This is a genomic window from Caulobacter sp. FV2ps19 (assembly GCF_058681035.1).
The window spans coordinates 216,377-235,460 of record NZ_CM178729.1 but is presented as its reverse complement, the minus strand read 5'-3'; the positions used below and the strand labels follow the sequence as shown (position 1 = coordinate 235,460).

The window sequence follows — 19,084 nt, the reverse complement described above, 5'->3', positions numbered from 1 at the left end:
TTTAACGCATTTTCTGACGACGAACCGGTATCCACTTCGTCGGAAAATGCTCTGGTCGCCGCCCCGAAAAAGGCCTCCGGAGATCCTCCGGAGGCCCTGGCCGTCTTACTTGCCGAACAGCTTGTTCCAGCGCGGACGCTCGCGGCCCTTCCAGGCTTCGCGGTGATAGGCGTCCGAGGCGATCAGCGGCACCACGGTGGTGGCTTCGGCGAACACCATCTGCTCGTGGGTGGTGTTGACCTTGCCCCAGGAGGCGGCCTCCTTCAGCGTGGAGGAGCTGCAGGCCCCGTCGCGGACGTCGGCCACGGTGATCTGGATGGCGTACTTGTGCATCTCGGCCTCGACGCCGAGGATCTCGGCGCAGACCACGGTGTCCTGGGCGAAGTTCTTGGGCACGCCGCCGCCGACCATGAACAGGCCCGTGGTGCCGGCCGCGATCTTGATGTCGGTCAATTCGCGGAAGTCGGCGACCGCGTCGATCATCAGATAGGGCTGCTTGGCGGCGATCTTTTCCTTCTGGTGCTTGACCAGGCCAAAGCCGGCCGAGCTGTCGACAAAGGCCGGGCAGAAGATCGGCACGCCCTGCTCATAGGCGGTCTGGATCAGCGAGCCGGGCTTCTTGGCGTTGCCTTCGCTCAGCCACTTGCCCATTTCCCAGATGAACTCGCGCGAGGAATAGGCGCGCGGCTCCAGACGGTTGCAGATCTCCAGGATCGTGTGATCGCAGTTCTGGAGCTCTTCCTCGTCGATATAGGTGTCGTAGATGCGGTCGATATAGTTGTCGCGCAGCACGTTGTCGTCGACCGGGCCGGCGGCCTGATAGTGCTTGAAGCCCAGGGCCTCGAAGAAATCCATGTCGACGATCGAGGCGCCGGTGGCGACCACGGCGTCGATCATGCCGTTCTGCACCATGTCGCGATAGACGTGCATGCAGCCGCCGGCCGAGGTGGAGCCGGCCAGGATCAGCCACGGCGAGCAGGACTTGTCCTCCAGCGCCATGTTGAAGATGTCGGCGGCGCGGGCGGTGTCGCGACTGCTGAACGACATCTTGCGCATCGCGTCGATGATCGGGCGGGCGTCAAACGCGGTGATGTCGACATGCTCGACCACGTTCTGGAGCAGCTCGGCCTTGGTATTCGGAACGGGAGCGTTCATCGCTTCGGTTTCCCTGACTTTGGACGCCCGTCGTTGATAGGAACCCTGCGCCGGGACGGAGCGACCGGCGGGGGCAAAAATACGGTTGATGTCCCAACGCTTGAGCGTGGGATGCGGCGCGCGGTTTAACGCAGATTTTCGCTAGCGCTTAGTGACGATTTTACGCCGTGCGTCCTTCGAGGCCTGCCGCGCAGGCGCCTCAGGATGAGGAAGTCAGCACAGGGGTCCTCATCCTGAGGTGCTCGCCCCTTGGCGAGCCTCGAAGGACGCACCGCGATTGATTTACCGACGCCGCCGCTTCTTGCCGGCCGCGCCCTTGGGACGCGAGAACCGCACGACCTTGCGTTCTTCCGATTCCGGCTTGTGGGTCGGGATCGAGCGCTTGGCCAGGCCGTACATCGAGGCCATCGGCGCGTCCTGGACCTCGACGGTCTCGGATTCGCCAAAGCCGTTGAAGCGGGTCGACATCGCCACGCCATAGGCGCCCAGCATGCCGATCTCGATATAGTCGCCCTCGTCGACGCTTTCGGGCAGATAGAACGGGCCGGGCATGTAGTCGACGCTGTCGCAGGTGGGGCCGTAGAAGCGGAACGGCCGCAGGCCCTCCTCTTCCACCACTTCGCCGTTCTTGCGGAAAAGCTTGACCGGGAAGGGCCACTTCATGTGCGCGGCATCGAACAGCGAGCCATAGGACCCGTCGTTCAGATACAGGGCGTCGCCCTTCTTCAGCTCGACCTTGACCAGCAGGGACGAGGCCTCGGCCACCAGGGCCCGGCCGGGTTCGCACCACAGCTGGGTGGCCTCGTGGACCATCATCTCGGAGAAGCCGCGATCGATGGCCGCCAGATATTCCGACAGTTCGGGCGGGGCCATGCCGGGATAGATCGACGGGAAGCCGCCGCCGACATCGACGACATCGGCCAGCACGCCGGCGCGCACCAGCGCGCGCGAGGCCTGGGCCATCGACGCCTGATAGGCGGTGGGGCGCATGCACTGGCTGCCGACGTGGAAGCTGACGCCCATCAGGTCCTGGGTGGCGCGGCGGGCGGCCAGCAGCAGGGCCGGGGCCGCATGCGGCTCGACGCCGAACTTGCCCGACAGGCTGTAGGCGGCGCCGTCGGCCTGCACGCCCATGCGGACGATCAGGTTCAGGTCCTTGGCGTTGCCGGTCGCGTCGAGGATCTTGGCCAGCTCTTCGTGGGTGTCGAACGAGAAGGTCCGCACGCCGTGATCGAAATAGGCGGCCGAGATCGCCACGCGGCTTTTCACCGGGTGCATGAAGGCCATGCGCGAGCCCGGCGCATGTTCGCCGACCAGCTCGATCTCGTTGAGGGACGCCACGTCGAACGACCGCACGCCAGCCGCAACCAGCTCACGGATCACCCACGGCGAAGGATTGGCCTTCACCGCGTAAAAGACGTCGCCCTTGAATTCAGCCTGGAACCAGCGCGCCGCTACGGACACCGCGTCGGGTCGCACGAGTGCGACGGGACGTTCCGGTGACCGCTCACGGACCAGGTCCAGGGGATTATGGTACGTGTGCAATTCACGTAGACCCCTGCAGAAGTTAAACCCAGGCCGGCGTTAGCAGCGCTTATGAGGACTTCGGGTCCGCCGGAGCCGAGCGAAATAGGGCCATAGCCCGTCTATGTAAAGACCCTTTTGGAACGTCGCGGCGTGAGGAATTGATCCATCATTGTCACAAATTCATTGCGAAGGCTGGTCAAAGCGGTGAACGCATTCCCCTTGGCCAGAAACAGCTTTAAGGATTCGACCCGACCATGACGTCGGACCCAGTTCTCTCGATCCGCGCCGCCTCCAAGACCTTCGGGTCGCGCAAGGCGCTGGATGCTGTTTCGCTCGACGTGGGTCGTGGCGAGATGATCGCGCTCATCGGTCCCTCGGGCTCGGGCAAATCCACCCTGCTGCGCTCGATCGACGGCCTGCAGACCATCGACGGCGACGCCAAGGGCAAGGACGCCCGTGATGGCGGCGTGATCACCGCCTTTGGCGGTCCGGTCCAGGCCAGGGGCAAGGTCAGCGACCAGGTCCGCAAGGCGCGCATCCGCATCGGCTTCATCGCCCAGCAGTTCAATCTGGTCGGCCGGCTGAGCCTGTTCAGCAATGTCGCCCTGGGGTCGCTGGGCCGCATCCCGTTCTGGCGCGGCGTGCTGGGCCTCTGGCCCGCCGAGACCCGCACCGCCGCCATGGCCGCCCTGCACCGGGTCGGCGTCGCCGACTACGCCGCCCAGCGGGCCAATACCCTGTCAGGCGGCCAGCAGCAGCGCGGCGCCATCGCCCGCGCCTTGGTCCAGAAGGCCAAGATCATCCTGGCCGACGAGCCGGTCGCGTCGCTGGATCCGGTCTCGGCCCGCAAGGTCATGGAGATCCTGCGCGATCTCAACAAATCCGACGGCCTGACCGTGGTGGTCACCCTGCACCAGGTCGACTACGCCCTGCGCTATTGCGACCGGGTCGTGGCCCTGAAGGCCGGCAAGAAGGTCTATGACGGCCCGGCCTCCGGCCTGGACCGTGAAAAACTCATCGATATCTATGGCCCGGAATTCGAAGACGTCTTTTGGGAAGGAGCGCCACAATGATCCGCCGCACCCTCTTCACCGTGGCCGCCGCCGCCGTGGTCCTGGCCGCCTGCGCGCCCAAGCCCGCCACCCCGCCGGTGAAGGACACCATCGTCTTCTCGATCCTGTCCACCGAGTCGGCCCAGAACATGGAGAGCTACTGGAAGCCCATCCTGGCCGACATGGAAAAGCAGACCGGCTACAAGGTGAAGCCGTTCTTCTCGTCCAACTATTCGTCGCTGATCGTGGCCATGGGCGCCGACCAGACCGATGTGGGCTGGTTCTCCAACCAGTCGGGCATGGAGGCGGTGCGTCGCTCGGGCGGCGAGGTCTTCGCCCGCACCTTCGATCCGTCGGGCGTCGACGGCTACAAGTCGGTGATCATCGTCCCGGCCGACAGCAAGCTGACCCTCGAGGGCCTGCTGAAATGCGACAAGACCCTGGACTTCGGCATCGGCGACAAGAAGTCGACCTCCGGCACCCTGGCCCCGATGACCTATGTGTTCATCCCGGCCGGCAAGAAGCCGGAAAACTGCTTCAAGACCGTGCTCAGCGCCAGCCATGACGCCAATCTGTTCGCGGTGGCCAACCACAAGCTGGACGCGGCGACCAACAACACCACGGCCCTGCGCCTGAACGCCGATCGCGGCGCGGCCCAGTCGGGCAAGGTCAAGGTGATCTGGGAATCGCCCACCCTGCCGGAAGATCCGATCGTCTGGCGCAAGGCGCTGGATCCGGTGATCAAGGAGAAGGTGCGCCAGTTCTTCCTGACCTACGGCCAGGGCGACACCCCGGTCGCGGCCCAGCAGCGCGCCAATCTGGCCAAGCTGTCGATGGGCGGCTTCAAGCCCGCCGACAACACCCACCTTCTGGTGGTGCGCGAGATGGAAGCGCTGGAGCAACTGGGCCTGGCCCAGGAGAGCGGCGACGCGGCCAAGGTCGCGGCCGCCCAGAAGACGCTGGAGGGCATCAAGGCCGAGCGTCTGGTCGCCGCGGGCAAGGCCGGCCTCGCCGCGCCGGCCAACTGAGACTCGCGATGAGCCCCGAGACGATCCCGGCCCCGCCCAGGCGGTCCGCTTCGGCCCTGGTCTTCGACATCCTGCTGTGGGGCGGGGTGATCGGGCTGTTGATCGTCAGTTTCCGCCCGGCCGAGATCGACAAGTTCCCGCAGCTGTTCACCGAGGCGGGCCGCATGCGCGAGTTCGCCACCGGCTTCTTCGGCCCGTTCACCGACGCCAAGCTGTTCCTGTCGATGGATTGGCCGATCTATATCGGCAAGATGTGGCAGACCATCCAGATGGCGCTGTGGGGCACGGCCCTGGCCATCGTCGCCGCCATTCCGCTGGGCCTGCTGGGCGCGCGCAACATCACCCCGGCCTGGATCCAGCAGCCGGTGCGGCGGGCCATGGACCTGATCCGCTCGCTGCCCGACCTGGTGGTGGCGCTGATCTTCATCACCGCCGTGGGCCTTGGCCCCTTCGCGGGCGTCATGGCCCTGGCGTTCAACACCGGCGGCGTCCTGGCCAAGCTGTTCGCCGAGGCCGTCGAGTCGATCGACAAGGGTCCGGTCGAGGGCGTACGGGCCACCGGGGCCGTGCAACTGCAGGAGATCGTCTGGGGCGTCATCCCCCAGGTCGCGCCGCTGTGGACCAGCTACGCCCTCTATCGCTTCGAATCCTCCAGTCGCGCGGCCACCGTGCTGGGCCTGATCGGAGCGGGCGGCATCGGCCAGGTGCTGCTGGAATCGGTCAATGGCTTCGAATACGGCCAGACCGGCTGCATCGTGCTGGTCATTGTCGTGGCGGTGTCGCTGATCGACCTGCTGTCGCAGATCATCCGCACGCGTTTGCTGTAGGGAGCATACGCAATTGGCGATGAACTCGCCTTCTCCCGTCTTCCCGGCGAAAGCCGGGATCCAGATCGAGCCCAGAGATTGGGTCGGTTTGGCGCTTTTGAGGGCGCATCATCCCCAAACGCTCAGGCTGAATCTGGGCCCCGGCCTTCGCCGGGGAGAACGGGTAAGGGTTTTAGAGTCTTGAGCTTGAATGACCTAAGTCCGCCCTCGATACGCCAAGCCCCTATGGGCTGGCGCGATTTCTTTTGTATAGTGCGTCAACGGTTCGCCCTCGCCGCGTCAAGAAAGCCGGGGCCGTGGTCGCCGTCCGGCGCCGCGTCATCGACCCACCAACCGTTTGCTTCGCAAACGGCCGGTGGAAAAGGGAGCGCGTTCTGATCGCGAAACCGATGACACTTTCGCGGACCGCGCTCCGGCCATGATCCTCCTCGCACTCGCCATCGTCTTCCTCCTCGTTCTGTTGAACGGGGTCTTTTCCATGTCCGAACTGGCGGTGGTCTCCGCCCGCAGGGCCCGGCTGCAAACCTTCGCCGATCGCGGCGACAAGGGCGCCAAGCTGGCCCTGGCCATGGCCGAGCACCCCACGCGCTTCCTGTCGGCCGTGCAGGTGGGCATCACCCTGATCGGCATCCTGGCCGGCGCCTATGGCCAGGCCACCATCGCCGGGGCCCTGGACCTCTATCTGGAGCCCTTCCCGGTGATCGGGGCCCATTCGGAAGCCATCGCCACCACCGTGGTGGTCATCGGCCTGACCTATGTGTCGGTGATCCTGGGCGAGCTGGTGCCCAAGCGCCTGGCCCTGCTGTTCCCCGACGCCATCGCCCGCCGCATGGCGCCGTTCCTGGCCGTCGTCGCCACCGTGCTGCGCCCGTTCGTGACCGTGCTGACCGTCTCGACCGCCGCCATTCTCAAGCTGATGGGGGTGCGCGACGAGCGCACCAACGACATGACCGCCGAGGAGGTCGAAAGCGTCCTGGCCGAGGGCGCCGACGCCGGCCTGATCGAGCCTGAAGAGCGCTCGATGATCCAGGAGGTTCTGCGGCTGGGCGATCGGCCGGTGCGCGTGGCCATGACCCCGCGCCGCGACCTGTTCTGGATCTCGCTGGCCGACACCCCCGAGGAGGTCCTCAAGGAGATCCGCGGTTGCCCCTATTCGCGCATCGTCGTCGCCACCGAGGATGATCTGGACGGCGAGATCGGCGTGGTCCTGAAGAAGGACCTGCTGGACGCCTGCCTGTCGGGCGGCCCGATCAATGTGGCCGACCACGTGCAGCAGCCCATCGCCATCCCCGAGACCATGTCGCTGTTGCGGGCCATGGCGCTGTTCAAGCAGACCCCGCTGCACATGGCCCTGGTGGTCGACGAGTTCGGCTCGGTGCAGGGGGTGATCACCCCCATCGACCTGCTGGAGATGATCGCCGGCGACTTCCCCGAAGACCATGACGAGAGCGAGACCCGCATGCTGCGCCGCGAGGACGGCTCGTGGCTGGTCGACGCCCGCCTGGACATCCAGGATCTCAACGACACCCTGGGCGAGAGTTTCGAGGCCGAGAGCGGCTACCACACCGTGGCCGGCCTGATCCTTGACCGCCTGGGCCGCATCCCCGTCGAAGGCGAGATCGTCGAACTGGGCGGTTTCGACGTCGAGATCGTCGACATGGACGGCTCGCGGATCGACAAGGTGATCCTCAAGCCGAGCGTGGGGCGCAAGGGCGAGGCGGAGTAGGGGGCTTGCTTGCGAGCTGACCTTGGCTGGGTCGGCTATGGGGGGATGTCCGCCACCACCTTGCGTCCTTCGAGGCTCGGCTTCGCCTCTCACCTCAGGATGAGGAATTCAGTCGCCAAAAAACGCCTCATCCTGAGGCGCCCGCGCAGCGGGCCTCGAAGGACGCACGGCGTTGACAACCGACTAGGCTCGAAAGCGATCTTTGGCTCATTGCCAACAAGCGGACGCCCCGCGTCCCGCTCATCCTTAAATCTCCTGGAGGCTGCAGCGTGCCGGTCTGACCAGGTTGGTCAAGGACGACGCTCTCGCGTCGCCGCGATGCGGCGGCCCGCAGGGCCGTCCTTGAGCAACCTGGTCAGACCGGCGATCGTCTCGCCGTGAGATTTAAGGATGGCTCCCTTCGGCGCGGAGTTGCGCTTCCCCGGCCGACGCCGCTGGCCCCCTCCTGACCTGCTTCGCAGGTCGTCCTCCCCCTGAAGGGGGAAGATGAGATCCTCGCCCTTCATCTTCCCCCTCCGGGGGAAGACGGCTGCGCAGCAGCACGTAGGGGGCAAGTATGGGGATTGGGCGAAGTTTATCCCCGTCCAAATCCGCGAAAAAATCAATATAATCATAGCATTAAAAATAAAGCGATCGCGCCTGTCCCCGGCGCTGAAACCGCCCGCATAATCAATCTCACCTGACAGCACGGGAAGGGCGTCCGGCCGGCGACCAGAGACGGCTGTCAGGGGTGATCGAGCGGGGCCACCGGAGTCGCGTGAGCGGGACCGGGCTAGGCTTAAAGGAAGGCGGGGGACGTAAATCCGCCTATCGGGGGAAGGCCAAAGCCCCCGCCCGTCCGAAGGTTCGCTCCGGGTCCTCCGGAATCGATGTGGTCTGCAGCTCCAGGGCTGGGTCCGTCGCGAGGCAGGACAAACCCGGATGGGGGTGAAGGGTTGAACAAGACCCGCGCGCCCCGGCCAGAGGGATAACGATCACGCGGAGCGTTCGTCTTCGTCGAAACGGTACTTAAAAACACTCACATCCGGGCGAGGCCCGGACGCTCCGCGACCCTTCCCACCCACTCGGCGGCTTCCGCGCGAGGTTGCGAAGCCGTGTCCCCCTTTCACTCACCCACAGACCCCGCCTTCCTCGCCCTTGTGGCGAGGACCCAGGGGGCAGCTGTCTCAGCGCTTCTCGATCTCGCTCAAAGCCGGCGGAATGCTGGGTCCTGGCCACGAGGCCCAGGAAGGCGAACCTGGTTGGGTTCTGGTGGCGATTGAAGAGGGGGCGTTGCGGCGTCGGCCGCTAAGCCGCCGTCCGCCCGCGCAGCCGCGCCAGCCGACGCAGCCGACGCCAGAAGCGGGTCTTTTCCGGCTCGGGATAGGGCTGCAGGTTGCGGTAGAATTCCTCGGCGCAGGACCGCCACGAGAAGCCCTCGGCGAACTTGCGCACCACGGTCCTGTCCAGGTCCAGACAGGCCAGGCAGGCCTCCTTGAGGCCGTCGACCTGGCCGGGGGCCAGGGCCCCGGCGTTGGAGCCGGGGATGATGTCGATCGGGCCGGGAGCCGAGAAGGCGGCCACGGGCACGCCGGCGGCCATGGCCTCCAGGATCACCAGGCCGAAGGTGTCGGTCAGGGACGGGAAGCAGAACACGTCGGCGCAGCCGAAATAGCGGCCCAGTTCGTCGCCGAACTTGGCGCCCAGGAATTTCACCTCGGGATATTTCTCGGCCAGCTCTTCGCGCTGGGGACCATCGCCGATCACCACCTTGGTGCCGGGCAGGTCCAGGCAGGCGAAGGCCTCGATGTTCTTCTCGACGGCCACGCGGCCGACATTGAGGAAGATCGGCCGGGGCAGGCCTTCGAACAGGTCGGGTTCGCCCGGTTGGCGGGGCTTGAAGATGTCGGTGTCGACGCCGCGCGACCAGGGCGAGAGGTTGCGGAAACCGTGCTTGGCCAGCTCGTCGCGCATGGTCGGCGTGGCCACCATCAGGCGGCCCGACGGCTTGTGGAACCAGCGCATATAGGTGTAGCCGGCGGCCAGGGGCAAAGGCAGGCGGGCCGAGACATATTCCGGGAACTTGGTGTGATAGCTGGTCGTGAACGGCAGCTTCCACTCCAGGCAGATGCGGCGCGCGGCCAGGCCGATCGGACCCTCGGTGGCGATGTGGATCGCTTCCGGTTCGAACGACTTGAAGCGGTCCTGAACGGGCTCATAGGCGCCGATCGCCAGCTTGATCTCCGGATAGGTCGGCAGCGGAAAGGTGGGGAACTGGTCGGGGCTGACGACGTCAACCTCGTGGCCCATGGCGCGCAGTTCTTCGACCACCCGGGTCAGGGTGCGAACCACGCCGTTCACTTGAGGTTCCCAGGCGTCTGTGGCGAGAAGGATCCGCATCAGGCGGCGGCAGGCTCCGGCAAGGGCTCTTCACGGGCCGCGGCGGTCTTGCGGTCGATCACCGACCACGAGCGCAGCTTGGCCCATTCGAGGATTTCGAGATGACCGTCGGCATGCTCGACCAGCGCCGTGCAGCTTTCCACCCAGTCGCCGTCGTTGACATAGGTGATTCCGTCGATGTCGCGCATTTCGGCCTTGTGGATGTGTCCGCAGATCACGCCGTCGACCCCCCGGCGGCGGGCTTCGTCCGCCACCGCAGCCTCGAAGTTCTCGATGAAATGCAATGCGTTCTTCACCTTGACCTTCAGATAGGCCGACAAACTCCAGTAGCCGAACCCCATGCGCCGCCGAGCGCGGTTGAGCAAGGTGTTCAGCATCAGGATGGTTCTATAGGACCAATCCCCGAGGAAGGCGAGCCACTTGGCGTGCTGCACCACGCCGTCGAATTCGTCGCCATGCACGACCAGATAGCGCTTGCCGTCGGCCGCCTCGTGAATGACGTCGCGGGCCACCACGACACCGCCGAAATGCGTGCCGCAGAAGTCGCGAATGCGGTCGTCATGATTGCCCGGGACGTAGATCACCTCGGTGCCCTTGCGGGCCAGGCGCAGGATCTTCTGCACGACGTCGTTGTGGGCCTGGGGCCAGTGCCAGCCGCTGCGCAGCTTCCAGCCGTCGATGATGTCGCCAACCAGATACAGGCGCTCACATTCGATATGGCGGATGAAATCCAGCAGCAGTTCGGCCTGACAGCCGCGCGTGCCCAGATGCAGGTCGCTGATGAAGATGCTGCGATAGTGACGGATATTGGCGTCGGCGCTCATTGCTGGGACCCCTTGTTCTCGCCGTCTGATCGATCCGCCCCCGGATTGGTCGCGACCACGGCGAGTGGCCCCCGCGATTAAGCTGATTGCGTGTCGCTTTCATGAAACCCGGGCCCGGCGCTTTGCGCGGGCGAGAGGGCCTCTCCCCGCATTGCCGCAAAAACGGGCATTTCATCCGCCGCCAGGCCGGCGGCGCGCGCGGCGCGGCCCGTCTCGGCATGGCCGAGCGGCGGAATCGCTCAGGGCCACCAGGACTGTTGCGATGCAGCATCGCTCGCACTAGATCAGGGCCATGGACGCCGCCCGCCTCGCCAAAGACACCCCGAAATCCTTGAAGACCCGGGCGCGCATTCTCGATTGCGCCATGCGGCTGATCGCGCAGATCGGCTACCACGCCGCCACCAATCCGGTGATCGCCGACGCGGCGGGCCTGACCCGCGGCGCGATGCTGTATCACTTCCCGACCCGCGAAGCCCTGGTCGAGGCCGCCGTGGCCCATGTCCAGGCCGAGCGCTCGACCCTGTTCCGCGCGGCCGCCGACGCCTTGCCGCCCGGCGGCGACGTCACCGAGCACGCCATCGACAGCTATTGGGACCTGTTGCAGAGCGTGCCGTTCATGGCTTTCGCCGAACTGGAGGCGGCCGGCCGCACCGACCCAGCCATCCAGGCCCTGCTGGCCCCGGCCCAGGCCGAGTTCGACCGCGCCCAGGCCGGCGACCACTTCCTGAAGATCCTGCACGCCGGGGCCGGTCCGCGCTTCCAGGCCAGCCGCGACCTCGCCCGCTTCATGCTGGAAGGCCTGGCCCGCTCGACCCTGACCTATGACAGGGACGGGCGGAAGGAACGCCTGCTGGCGGTGATCAAGCGCGCCACCCACATGCTCAACCGCAAGGGCGGCATCCAGGACCTGTGGCCGGATTAGGCCTTCAGCGCCTTCGGCAGCACCTGGGCGAAATAGTCCAGCTCCGCCGGCGAGGCCGTGCCCACCCGGATCCAGGTCGGATGGGCGGGACTGTCGAACACCCGCACCTCGACCCCCATCGCGGCCAGGGTCTTCTGAAAGGCCAGGTTGGGCTTGCCGCTGTCGACGAACACATAGGTCCCGTACGAGGGCAGATAGGTCAGTCCATTGGCCTTGCAGATCGCATAGATCCTGGCGCGGCAGCCCTCCAGGTAGGCCTTGGCCCCGGCCAGATAGGCGGGGTCGCCATAGCAGACCGTCGCCGCCGCCAGGCCGGGGCGGCCCTTGTGGGTCGGGATCAGGCTCTTCAGTTGCTTCACCCGGTTGGGTCGGCCGACGATGAAACCCACCCGCAGCCCGGCCATGCCATAGACCTTGGAGAAGGTGCGGGCGACGATCACGTCATGGCCGGCGCGGGCCAGATCCATCATCGAATGGCGCTCGGGATCGGGGCTGATCTCGATATAGGCCTCGTCGACGATCACCGGGCAGGTCTTCGACATCTCGAGGCAGAAGGCGCGCAGGGCGTCGGGGTCCAGCAACAGGCCGGTCGGATTGTTGGGATTGCAGACATAGACCGCCCCGGCCCCGACGGCCCTGGCCCGGGCGGCCAGGGTGTCGAGGTCGATCTGGCTGTCGACGCCGACCGGAACCCACTCCAGAACGGCGCCCTGGCGCTGGGCATAGAGCAGGGGCGTGGCGTAGCTGGGCTGGGCCGAAACGACCGGCCCCTGTTTGGCGAAGGCGGTCGACAGCAGCGACAGGGCTTCCAGCGAGCCGTTGCACAGGCCCACCTGCTCGGGCCGGACCTGATCGCGCCTGGCGATCACCTCAACCAGGGGCGCTTCCAGAGACCAGGCGTAATAGGGCGTCTCCTCCAGCGCCTTGGCGGCGGCCTTGCGGGCGGCAGGGCTGGGACCGAAGGGGTTTTCGGTGACGCCCAGATGGGCGCGGATGGCCGGCGGCGGGGTCGGATCGACGGAGGTCTCCGCGAGGGCCAGAGCCGGCGCCAGGCCCGGCGCAAGGGCCGCACCGCCGATCAACAAGCCGCGCCGTGTCGTATCCATGATCCGTTCTCCGCTATCGGGCCGGCAAGGTGAGCGGCGTTGGTGACAGGATCAAGACGTCTGGATCGGCAGGGCGGTGGTGAACTTGATCTGCTCCATCGCGAAGCTGGAGCTGACGTCGGTGAGCGGAGCGGTGGCGATCAGGCGCTTGTAGAAGCGGTCATAGGCGGCGATGTCGCGCACCACGACCTTGAGCAGATAGTCGACCTCGCCGCTCATCCGGTAGAATTCGACCACCTCGGGCAGGGCGCGGGCCCCGGCCGCGAAGCTGTTGAGCCAGGCCTCGTCATGGCGGCCGGTCTTCACCGCCACGAAGACGGTCAGGGACAGGTCCAGCGCGTCGCGGTCCAGCAGGGCCACCCGGGCGGTGATCACGCCGGCGTCCTGCAATCGCTTCACCCGTTTCCAGCAGGGCGTCTGGGTCAGGCCAACCCGCTCGGCCAGATCGGCGATCGGGACCGTGGCGTCCTCCTGCAGGATCGCCAGAAGTCTGCGGTCGATGTGGTCGAGATCAATCATCTTCAATTTCGCCGATATCGAGAATGAGGTTCTCCATATCGGCAAAATAGCAGGGCATTCAATAATGCCATTCTTCCAAGTCCCGCCATGCTGGGAGGCCTGAACGTGAGTCGGGGAACAGCATGCTCAAGTCATTCACACGCCATCCGCAAACCGTGGGCGAGACCTATGGCCAGCACCTGGGCGTGGCCTTCGGCTTTGGCCTGACCCTGATCGGCGCGGGTCTGGCCTGTCTGGTTCACGCCCTGTTGCCCTTCGCCTTCGAGCGTACAGGCAGCGACACGGTTCGCCGTCTGCATGCGCGCCTCAGCCGGCGCTGCGCCCTGGCCGAGACGTCCGCGATCGCCGTCGATGTCGAGCCCGTCGCAGGATGAACGCCGCCGTCGCGCGTCTGGGCGCGGTCCGGCTTGACCTCGCCAAGCTCTGGCCAGGCCTGGCTGCGGGTCTGGCGATCGCTCTGCTGGCCAGGCCCCTGGCGCACCTGCTGCACGCTCCGGCCCCTCTACTGGCGGTGGTTCTGGGCATGGGCCTTGGCGCTCTAGGTCTCGGCGCGACGCTGAACGCGGGCCTTGATGTCTGGGCCAAGCCCGGCCTTCGCCTCGGCGTGGCCCTGATGGGGGCCCAGATCACCTGGAGCGAATTTGCCTTGCTGGGCGGACCGGCCGTTCTGGCCAGCGGCGCGGTGGTGCTGGGCGGTCTGACGGTGGGCGCGGCCGTCGGCATGGCCCTGGGCCTGCCTCTGGCCGAGGCCCTGATCGCGGCGGCGGCCTGTTCCATCTGCGGCGCCTCGGCCGCCCTGGCGGCCTCGCAGGCGGCGCCCGCCAGTCCGGCCAACCAGCGCACGACGGCCCTGGTGATCATCGGGGTCAATCTGCTGTCGACCCTGGCCATGCTGGCCTATCCGCCGATCGCCCACGCCCTGGGCTTTTCGGCCCATCAATCCGGCGTGTTCTTTGGCCTGTCGATCCACGACGTGGCCCAGGTGGCGGGCGCTGGTTCGTCGGTCTCGTCCGAGGCGGCGGGGGCGGCGGCCCTGGCCAAGCTGGCGCGCATCGTCTGGCTGGGTCCGGCGGTGGTGCTGATCGGCCTGCTGCTGAACCGAACGCCGATTGGCGGGGGCGCCATGCCCGGTCTGAAGGCCCCGCCAGCCTTCGTGCTCGGCTTCGCTGTGCTGGCGGCGCTGCGCGGGTTCGGGCTCCTGTCGCCAATCCTGGTCACGACCCTGGCGACCGTCTCAAGCTTCCTGCTGCTGGCCGGAGTCGGGGCGATTTCGGCCAAGCTGGGGCCGGCGGCCTTGCTGCAGGTCAAGCCGAAGCTGGCGGCGACCCTGGCGCTGTCCACCCTGGCGGTGGCGCTGTTGGCCTATGGCCTGACGCGGTGGTTCTTCTAAGGCGATTTCCGTCGCGACGGGGAGGGTGTCGCGGTCAGAGTTCGCTCAGGAACGCGCGAGCTGGGGCAAATTCCTTCGCTGTCTGCGTGAGCCCCCTTGGCGCGAGCGAGGTCCCAGCCCATGGTCGCGCTCCGAGAGTCGGGAGGAGATGACCTTGAGTTTCTGGACGCGTCGCAAGTCGATCGACGCCATGGCGGCGGGCCACGACGGCCATCAGTTGAAGAAGACCCTGAGCTGGCCGCATCTGGTCGCCCTGGGCGTGGGGGCGATCGTCGGCACCGGCATCTACACCCTCACCGGCATCGGCGCGGGACTGGCGGGGCCGGGGGTCATCCTGTCGTTCCTGATCGCCGGCGCGGTCTGCGCCTGCGCAGCGCTGTGCTACGCCGAGCTCTCGACCATGATCCCGGCCTCGGGCAGCGCCTATACCTACAGCTATGTGGCCATGGGCGAGCCGGTGGCCTGGTTCGTCGGCTGGAGCCTGATCCTTGAATACACCCTGGTCTGCGCGGCCGTCGCTGTCGGCTGGTCGGCCCACGCGGCGGGTCTGTTCCGGATGATCGGCACGCCGGAGATCCTGCTGGCGGGGCCCCATGCCGGCGGCCTCGTCAATCTGCCCGCCGTGATCATCTCCTTCGCCGTCGCCGGCCTGCTGGCCCTGGGCACCAAGGAGAGCGCGACCGTCAACATGGCGCTGGTGGCCGTCAAGATCATCGCCCTGCTGATCTTCGTGGTGCTTTGCCTGCCGTCGTTCAACGCCAGCCACTTCACGCCGTTCATGCCCAATGGCTTCGCCACGGTGAACGCCGAGGGCGTCAAGGTGGGCGTGATGGCCGCGGCCAGTCTGATCTTCTTTGCCTTCTACGGCTTCGACGCGGTGTCGACCGCAGCCGAAGAAACCAAGAACCCCAAACGCGACCTGACCATCGGCATCGTCGGCTCGATGGTGATCTGCACGGCGATCTACATGGTGGTGGCCGGGGTCTCGATCGGGGCCACGCGCACCGAGGTGTTCTCCAAGAGCGAAGCGCCGCTGGTCTTCATCCTGGAAAGCCTCAAGCACCCGCGCACCGCCCAACTGGTGGCCCTGGCCGCCGTGGTCGCCCTGCCGACCGTGATCCTGGCCTTCATGTACGGCCAGAGCCGGATCTTCTTCGTGATGGCCCGCGACGGCCTGCTGCCCAAGACCCTGGCCAGGGTCAATGCCAGGACCGGAACGCCGGTGCTGATGACCCTGTTGACCGGCGCCCTGTCGGCCCTGATCTCGGGCTGGCTGTCTCTGAAGGACATCGCCGAGCTGGCCAATGCCGGCACCCTGGCGGCGTTCATCTCGGTTGGCCTGTCGGTGATCATCCTGCGGATCAAGGACCCAAGCCGGCTGCGCGTGTTCTCGACGCCGATCTGGCCGGTGGTCGCCACGGGCGCGATTTTGGGCTGCCTCTATCTGTTCTACAGCCTGCCGACCAAGACCCAGATCTACTTCCTGTACGCCCACCTGATCGGTGCGGCGGTCTATCTGCTGTTTGGCCTGCGCAACAGCGTCCTGGCCCAGGCCGAGCGGACGTAGCGGCAAGGCGATTTAGGGCCGGCGTGTGACGCGCCGGCCCTTCCATTCCTGAGCTTGGCGGCTACAGTCCGCGTCAAAACAAGTGTTTGACGCTAGAAGGAACGCCATGGCCCTGGATCTCGAAACCCGCGACCAACTGATCGACATGGTGGCCCGCTTCGTGGCCGAACGCCTGCGGCCGATCGAGGCCAAGGTGGCCGAAGATGACGCGGTCCCGGCTGACGTCGTCGAGGAGATGAAAAGCCTGGGCCTGTTTGGTCTGTCGATCCCCGAGGCGTTCGGCGGCCTGGGCCTGAACATGGAAGAGGAGTGCCTGGTCGCGGTTGAGCTGGGCCGCGCCTCGCCGGCCTTCCGTTCGGTGTTCGGCACCAATGTCGGCATTGGCAGCCAGGGACTGGTTATGTTCGGCACGGACGCCCAGAAGGCCAAGTGGCTGCCCGGTATCGCTTCTGGCGAGATCATCACCAGCTTCGCCCTCACCGAGCCCGAAGCCGGTTCCGACAGCGGCGCCGTGCAGACCCGGGCGACGCGCGACGGCGATGACTACGTGCTGAACGGCGCCAAGCGCTACATCACCAATGCAGGCAAGGCCTCGCTCTTTACGGTGATGGCGCGGACCAATCCCGACTCCAAGGGCGGGTCGGGGGTTTCGGCCTTCCTGGTTCCCAGCGGCTTGCCGGGCCTGTCGGTCGGCAAGCCCGAGAAGAAGATGGGCCAGCAGGGCGCCCACATCCACGACGTCACCTTCGACAATGTCCGGGTGCCGGCCTGGAACCGGCTGGGCGAGGAGGGCGAGGGCTTCAAGGTGGCAATGCAGGTGCTGGACCGCGGCCGGCTGCATATCGCCGCCGTCTGCGTGGGGGTGGCCGAGCGCCTGATCAAGGACTGCGTGGCCTATGCCGGCGAGCGCAAGCAGTTTGGTCAGGCCATCGCCAACTTCCAGATGATCCAGGCCATGCTGGCCGACAGCAAGACCGAGGCCCTGGCCGCCCGGGCGCTGGTCATGGAAACCGCCCGCAAGCGCGATGCGGGGCAGGGCGTGACGCTGGAGGCCGCCGCGAGCAAGCTGTTCGCCTCGGAGATGGTGGGACGGGTCGCGGACCGGGCGGTCCAGATCTTCGGCGGGGCCGGCTATGTCGCCGACTACGGCATCGAGCGTCTGTATCGCGACGTGCGGATCTTCCGCATTTATGAGGGCACCAGCCAGATCCAGCAGGTCGTCATCGCTCGCGAGACCCTGAAACAGGGTGGCTAGCCATCGGCGGGGAGGTGCGGCCTATTCGCGAGCGTGGCGAGATGTCGCGGATAACGCGGTAATATTTAAGGCTGCATTAAGCACGTCGGAAGAGGGTTAATCCGCTAAATTTTGAGCGGACAGGACCTTCAAAAATGAACCAGGATCAAGGACAAAGCGATCGCGTAGAGTTCATGGGACTGGATGATCGAGCGCGGAACGCCTTGCGTGATTTGCGGCCGCTGATCCAAAAGGAGATCGGCCCCGCCCTGGACGCCTTCTACGGCAAGGTCAAGGAAACCCCCGAAACCCGTTCGTTCTTCAAGGACGAACGGCACATGGAGGCCGCCAGCAGCCGCCAGGCGGCGCACTGGGATGTCATTGCCCAGGGCGAGTTCGATGACACCTACGCCAATGCTGTCCGAACCATTGGTCAGGTCCACGCCCGCATCGGTCTGGAGCCGCGCTGGTACATTGGCGGCTACGCCATTGTCATGGATAAACTGCTGCGCGCCACGGTCGAGTCGCTGTGGCCCAAGGGGTTCATGGCCAAGGGCGACGCGGGTCAGGCCGGCGAAGCGGTCAGTGCTCTGATGAAGGCGGTCATGCTCGACATGGACTTCGCCATTTCCGTCTATCTGGAAACCATCGAGGTCGAACGTCAGCGTCTTGAAGCTGCCCGCGTCGAAACCGAGCAATGTCAGACCCAGCTCGTCCAGGCCCTGGCCGAGGCGCTGGACAACCTGGCCAAGGGGGATCTGGTCAGTCGCCTGGACGCCGACGTGAAGCCCGAATTCCGGAAGCTGAAAGACGATTTCAATACCGCGGTCGGCACGCTGGAACAGGCCATGTCCCGCATCACCGGCGTCACGGGCAATATTCGTGCGGGGACAGACGAGATCGGCATCGCCGCCGATGACCTTTCGCGTCGCACCGAGCAGCAGGCGGCCAGTCTGGAACAGACCGCCGCCGCCCTGGACGAGATCACCTCGACCGTCCGTCGCTCGGCGGCGGGCGCCAAGCAGGCCTCTGAAGTCGTGGCGGGCGCGAAGACGGAGGCTGAACGCTCGGGCGCTGTCGTGGATCAGGCCGTCGCGGCGATGGGCGAGATCGAGACGTCTTCACGCGAGATCGGCAACATCATCGGCGTGATTGACGAGATCGCGTTCCAGACCAACCTGCTGGCCCTGAACGCCGGCGTTGAAGCCGCCCGGGCGGGTGATGCGGGCCGCGGCTTCGCCGTTGTCGCCCAGGAAGTCCGTGCCCTGGCGCAGCGCTCGGCCGACGCCGCCAAGCAGATCAAGACCCTGATCTCCACCTCGACCCAACAGGTTGGCGCAGGCGTCAATCTCGTGGGGCAAACCGGCGACGCGCTGCGTGGCATTGTCGCCAAGGTCGCGGAAATCGACCAGCTCATCGTCGAGATTTCGGCCTCGGCCCAGGAACAGGCCACAGGGCTTCATCAGGTCAATACGGCCGTCAACCAGATGGATCAGGTCACCCAGCAGAACGCCGCCATGGTCGAACAGACGACGGCGGCGACCCATTCGCTGAAAGACCAGACGGCGGAATTGGTCAATCTGATCTCGGCCTTCCGCGTTGCAAAGGCCGGCGCGTCTGCGCCGGCTCGAGCGTCGGCGCCCGCACCGGCGCCGGCTCGCGCCGCGCCATCGCCGCCCAGCCGTCCTGGCGCGACAGCCCGCCCCGTAGCGCGAGGGGGCGCCGCGGTGGCGGTCAAGGAGACGTGGGAAGAGTTCTAAGGCCCGCCGTCGCCGCCAGATTGGTCTGGCGGCGACGCAGCCTGGCCTATCGTCCGTTCAGGCGCGAA

Annotated in this window: 16 protein-coding genes and 1 pseudogene; 11 read left to right on the top strand and 6 right to left on the bottom strand. The window is 66.3% G+C overall.

Features of this window, described 5'->3' with window-relative positions:
- Nucleotides 1-105 precede the first annotated feature (105 nt).
- Nucleotides 106-1,155 carry a 1,9-bis(guanidino)-5-aza-nonane synthase gene (locus tag ACW18B_RS01035; protein ID WP_492049001.1) on the bottom strand — a complete coding sequence of 350 codons (1,050 nt, stop codon included), beginning with the start codon at nt 1,153-1,155 and terminating at the stop codon, nt 106-108.
- Nucleotides 1,156-1,437: 282 nt separating this feature from the next.
- Nucleotides 1,438-2,700 carry a type III PLP-dependent enzyme gene (locus tag ACW18B_RS01030; protein WP_492049000.1) on the bottom strand — a complete coding sequence of 421 codons (1,263 nt, stop codon included), beginning with the start codon at nt 2,698-2,700 and terminating at the stop codon, nt 1,438-1,440.
- Between the two features lie 236 nt (nt 2,701-2,936).
- Here ACW18B_RS01030 and phnC point away from each other — a divergent pair, with 236 nt between their 5' ends.
- From phnC to ACW18B_RS01005, 5 genes and pseudogenes are all read left to right on the top strand, one after another.
- Entirely contained in the window at nt 2,937-3,755 is an 819-nt protein-coding gene (gene phnC / locus ACW18B_RS01025; RefSeq protein WP_492048999.1) for a phosphonate ABC transporter ATP-binding protein, read from the top strand.
- On the top strand, nt 3,752-4,762 hold the full coding sequence (gene phnD, locus ACW18B_RS01020) for a phosphate/phosphite/phosphonate ABC transporter substrate-binding protein (protein WP_492048998.1): 1,011 nt from the start codon (nt 3,752-3,754) through the stop codon (nt 4,760-4,762). Before phnC ends, phnD begins: the two co-directional genes overlap by 4 nt.
- Before the next feature lie 8 nt (nt 4,763-4,770).
- Nucleotides 4,771-5,589, top strand: coding sequence for a phosphonate ABC transporter, permease protein PhnE (phnE, locus tag ACW18B_RS01015; RefSeq protein WP_492048997.1), 819 nt, complete (start codon nt 4,771-4,773; stop codon nt 5,587-5,589).
- 418 nt (nt 5,590-6,007) lie between these two features.
- Nucleotides 6,008-7,315 carry a hemolysin family protein gene (locus ACW18B_RS01010; RefSeq protein WP_492048996.1) on the top strand — a complete coding sequence of 436 codons (1,308 nt, stop codon included), beginning with the start codon at nt 6,008-6,010 and terminating at the stop codon, nt 7,313-7,315.
- A 62-nt stretch (nt 7,316-7,377) separates the two neighbouring features.
- A pseudogene (locus tag ACW18B_RS01005) lies at nt 7,378-7,491 on the top strand (hypothetical protein); the annotation flags it as partial.
- 1,111 nt (nt 7,492-8,602) lie between these two features.
- Here ACW18B_RS01005 and ACW18B_RS01000 read toward each other — a convergent pair.
- The gene (locus tag ACW18B_RS01000) at nt 8,603-9,694 is read right to left on the bottom strand and encodes a glycosyltransferase family 4 protein (RefSeq protein ID WP_492048995.1); all 1,092 of its coding nucleotides are present in this window, start codon (nt 9,692-9,694) and stop codon (nt 8,603-8,605) included.
- On the bottom strand, nt 9,694-10,518 hold the full coding sequence (locus tag ACW18B_RS00995; RefSeq protein ID WP_492048994.1) for a UDP-2,3-diacylglucosamine diphosphatase: 825 nt from the start codon (nt 10,516-10,518) through the stop codon (nt 9,694-9,696). The genes ACW18B_RS01000 and ACW18B_RS00995 overlap by 1 nt, the downstream gene beginning before the upstream one ends.
- A gap of 292 nt (nt 10,519-10,810) precedes the next feature.
- On the opposite strand from ACW18B_RS00995, the gene ACW18B_RS00990 reads away from it, so the two are divergent.
- Nucleotides 10,811-11,440 (top strand): TetR/AcrR family transcriptional regulator, encoded by a 630-nt coding sequence (locus tag ACW18B_RS00990; protein WP_492048993.1) that lies wholly within the window; start codon nt 10,811-10,813, stop codon nt 11,438-11,440.
- On the opposite strand, the gene ACW18B_RS00985 is transcribed toward ACW18B_RS00990, so the two are convergent.
- Together ACW18B_RS00985 and ACW18B_RS00980 are read right to left on the bottom strand one after the other, a co-directional pair.
- Nucleotides 11,437-12,546 (bottom strand): pyridoxal phosphate-dependent aminotransferase, encoded by a 1,110-nt coding sequence (locus ACW18B_RS00985; RefSeq protein ID WP_492048992.1) that lies wholly within the window; start codon nt 12,544-12,546, stop codon nt 11,437-11,439. The two genes, ACW18B_RS00990 and ACW18B_RS00985, sit on opposite strands and share 4 nt — an antisense overlap.
- A gap of 51 nt (nt 12,547-12,597) precedes the next feature.
- Complete coding sequence (locus ACW18B_RS00980; RefSeq protein ID WP_492048991.1) at nt 12,598-13,065, bottom strand: Lrp/AsnC family transcriptional regulator; 468 nt, start codon at nt 13,063-13,065, stop codon at nt 12,598-12,600.
- A 122-nt stretch (nt 13,066-13,187) separates the two neighbouring features.
- Here ACW18B_RS00980 and ACW18B_RS00975 point away from each other — a divergent pair, with 122 nt between their 5' ends.
- The 5 genes from ACW18B_RS00975 (at nt 13,188) to ACW18B_RS00955 (ending at nt 19,016) form a co-directional block, all read left to right on the top strand.
- Nucleotides 13,188-13,439, top strand: coding sequence for a DUF6356 family protein (locus tag ACW18B_RS00975; RefSeq protein WP_492048990.1), 252 nt, complete (start codon nt 13,188-13,190; stop codon nt 13,437-13,439).
- Entirely contained in the window at nt 13,436-14,455 is a 1,020-nt protein-coding gene (locus tag ACW18B_RS00970) for a putative sulfate exporter family transporter (RefSeq protein ID WP_492048989.1), read from the top strand. Before ACW18B_RS00975 ends, ACW18B_RS00970 begins: the two co-directional genes overlap by 4 nt.
- Before the next feature lie 190 nt (nt 14,456-14,645).
- Nucleotides 14,646-16,022: an amino acid permease gene (locus tag ACW18B_RS00965; RefSeq protein WP_492051827.1), complete on the top strand. Its 1,377-nt coding sequence runs from the start codon at nt 14,646-14,648 to the stop codon at nt 16,020-16,022.
- Between the two features lie 106 nt (nt 16,023-16,128).
- A complete protein-coding gene (locus ACW18B_RS00960; RefSeq protein ID WP_492048988.1) occupies nt 16,129-17,277 on the top strand; it encodes an acyl-CoA dehydrogenase family protein in 1,149 nt (382 codons plus the stop codon).
- A gap of 134 nt (nt 17,278-17,411) precedes the next feature.
- Nucleotides 17,412-19,016, top strand: coding sequence for a methyl-accepting chemotaxis protein (locus tag ACW18B_RS00955; RefSeq protein ID WP_492048987.1), 1,605 nt, complete (start codon nt 17,412-17,414; stop codon nt 19,014-19,016).
- Nucleotides 19,017-19,084: the final 68 nt, after the last annotated feature.

Excerpts from the sequence above, each read along its gene's own strand:
- phnC (WP_492048999.1), top strand. The coding sequence starts at position 2,937 with ATGACGTCGGACCCAGTTCTCTCGATCCGCGCCGCCTCCAAGACCTTC.
- ACW18B_RS00960 (WP_492048988.1), top strand. The coding sequence starts at position 16,129 with ATGGCCCTGGATCTCGAAACCCGCGACCAACTGATCGACATGGTGGCC.
- ACW18B_RS01000 (WP_492048995.1), bottom strand. The coding sequence starts at position 9,694 with ATGCGGATCCTTCTCGCCACAGACGCCTGGGAACCTCAAGTGAACGGC.
- ACW18B_RS00990 (WP_492048993.1), top strand. The coding sequence starts at position 10,811 with ATGGACGCCGCCCGCCTCGCCAAAGACACCCCGAAATCCTTGAAGACC.
- ACW18B_RS00955 (WP_492048987.1), top strand. The coding sequence starts at position 17,412 with ATGAACCAGGATCAAGGACAAAGCGATCGCGTAGAGTTCATGGGACTG.
- ACW18B_RS00980 (WP_492048991.1), bottom strand. The coding sequence starts at position 13,065 with ATGATTGATCTCGACCACATCGACCGCAGACTTCTGGCGATCCTGCAG.
- ACW18B_RS01010 (WP_492048996.1), top strand. The coding sequence starts at position 6,008 with ATGATCCTCCTCGCACTCGCCATCGTCTTCCTCCTCGTTCTGTTGAAC.
- ACW18B_RS00985 (WP_492048992.1), bottom strand. The coding sequence starts at position 12,546 with ATGGATACGACACGGCGCGGCTTGTTGATCGGCGGTGCGGCCCTTGCG.
- phnE (WP_492048997.1), top strand. The coding sequence starts at position 4,771 with ATGAGCCCCGAGACGATCCCGGCCCCGCCCAGGCGGTCCGCTTCGGCC.
- ACW18B_RS00995 (WP_492048994.1), bottom strand. The coding sequence starts at position 10,518 with ATGAGCGCCGACGCCAATATCCGTCACTATCGCAGCATCTTCATCAGC.
- ACW18B_RS01035 (WP_492049001.1), bottom strand. The coding sequence starts at position 1,155 with ATGAACGCTCCCGTTCCGAATACCAAGGCCGAGCTGCTCCAGAACGTG.
- ACW18B_RS00975 (WP_492048990.1), top strand. The coding sequence starts at position 13,188 with ATGCTCAAGTCATTCACACGCCATCCGCAAACCGTGGGCGAGACCTAT.
- ACW18B_RS00965 (WP_492051827.1), top strand. The coding sequence starts at position 14,646 with ATGGCGGCGGGCCACGACGGCCATCAGTTGAAGAAGACCCTGAGCTGG.
- phnD (WP_492048998.1), top strand. The coding sequence starts at position 3,752 with ATGATCCGCCGCACCCTCTTCACCGTGGCCGCCGCCGCCGTGGTCCTG.
- ACW18B_RS00970 (WP_492048989.1), top strand. The coding sequence starts at position 13,436 with ATGAACGCCGCCGTCGCGCGTCTGGGCGCGGTCCGGCTTGACCTCGCC.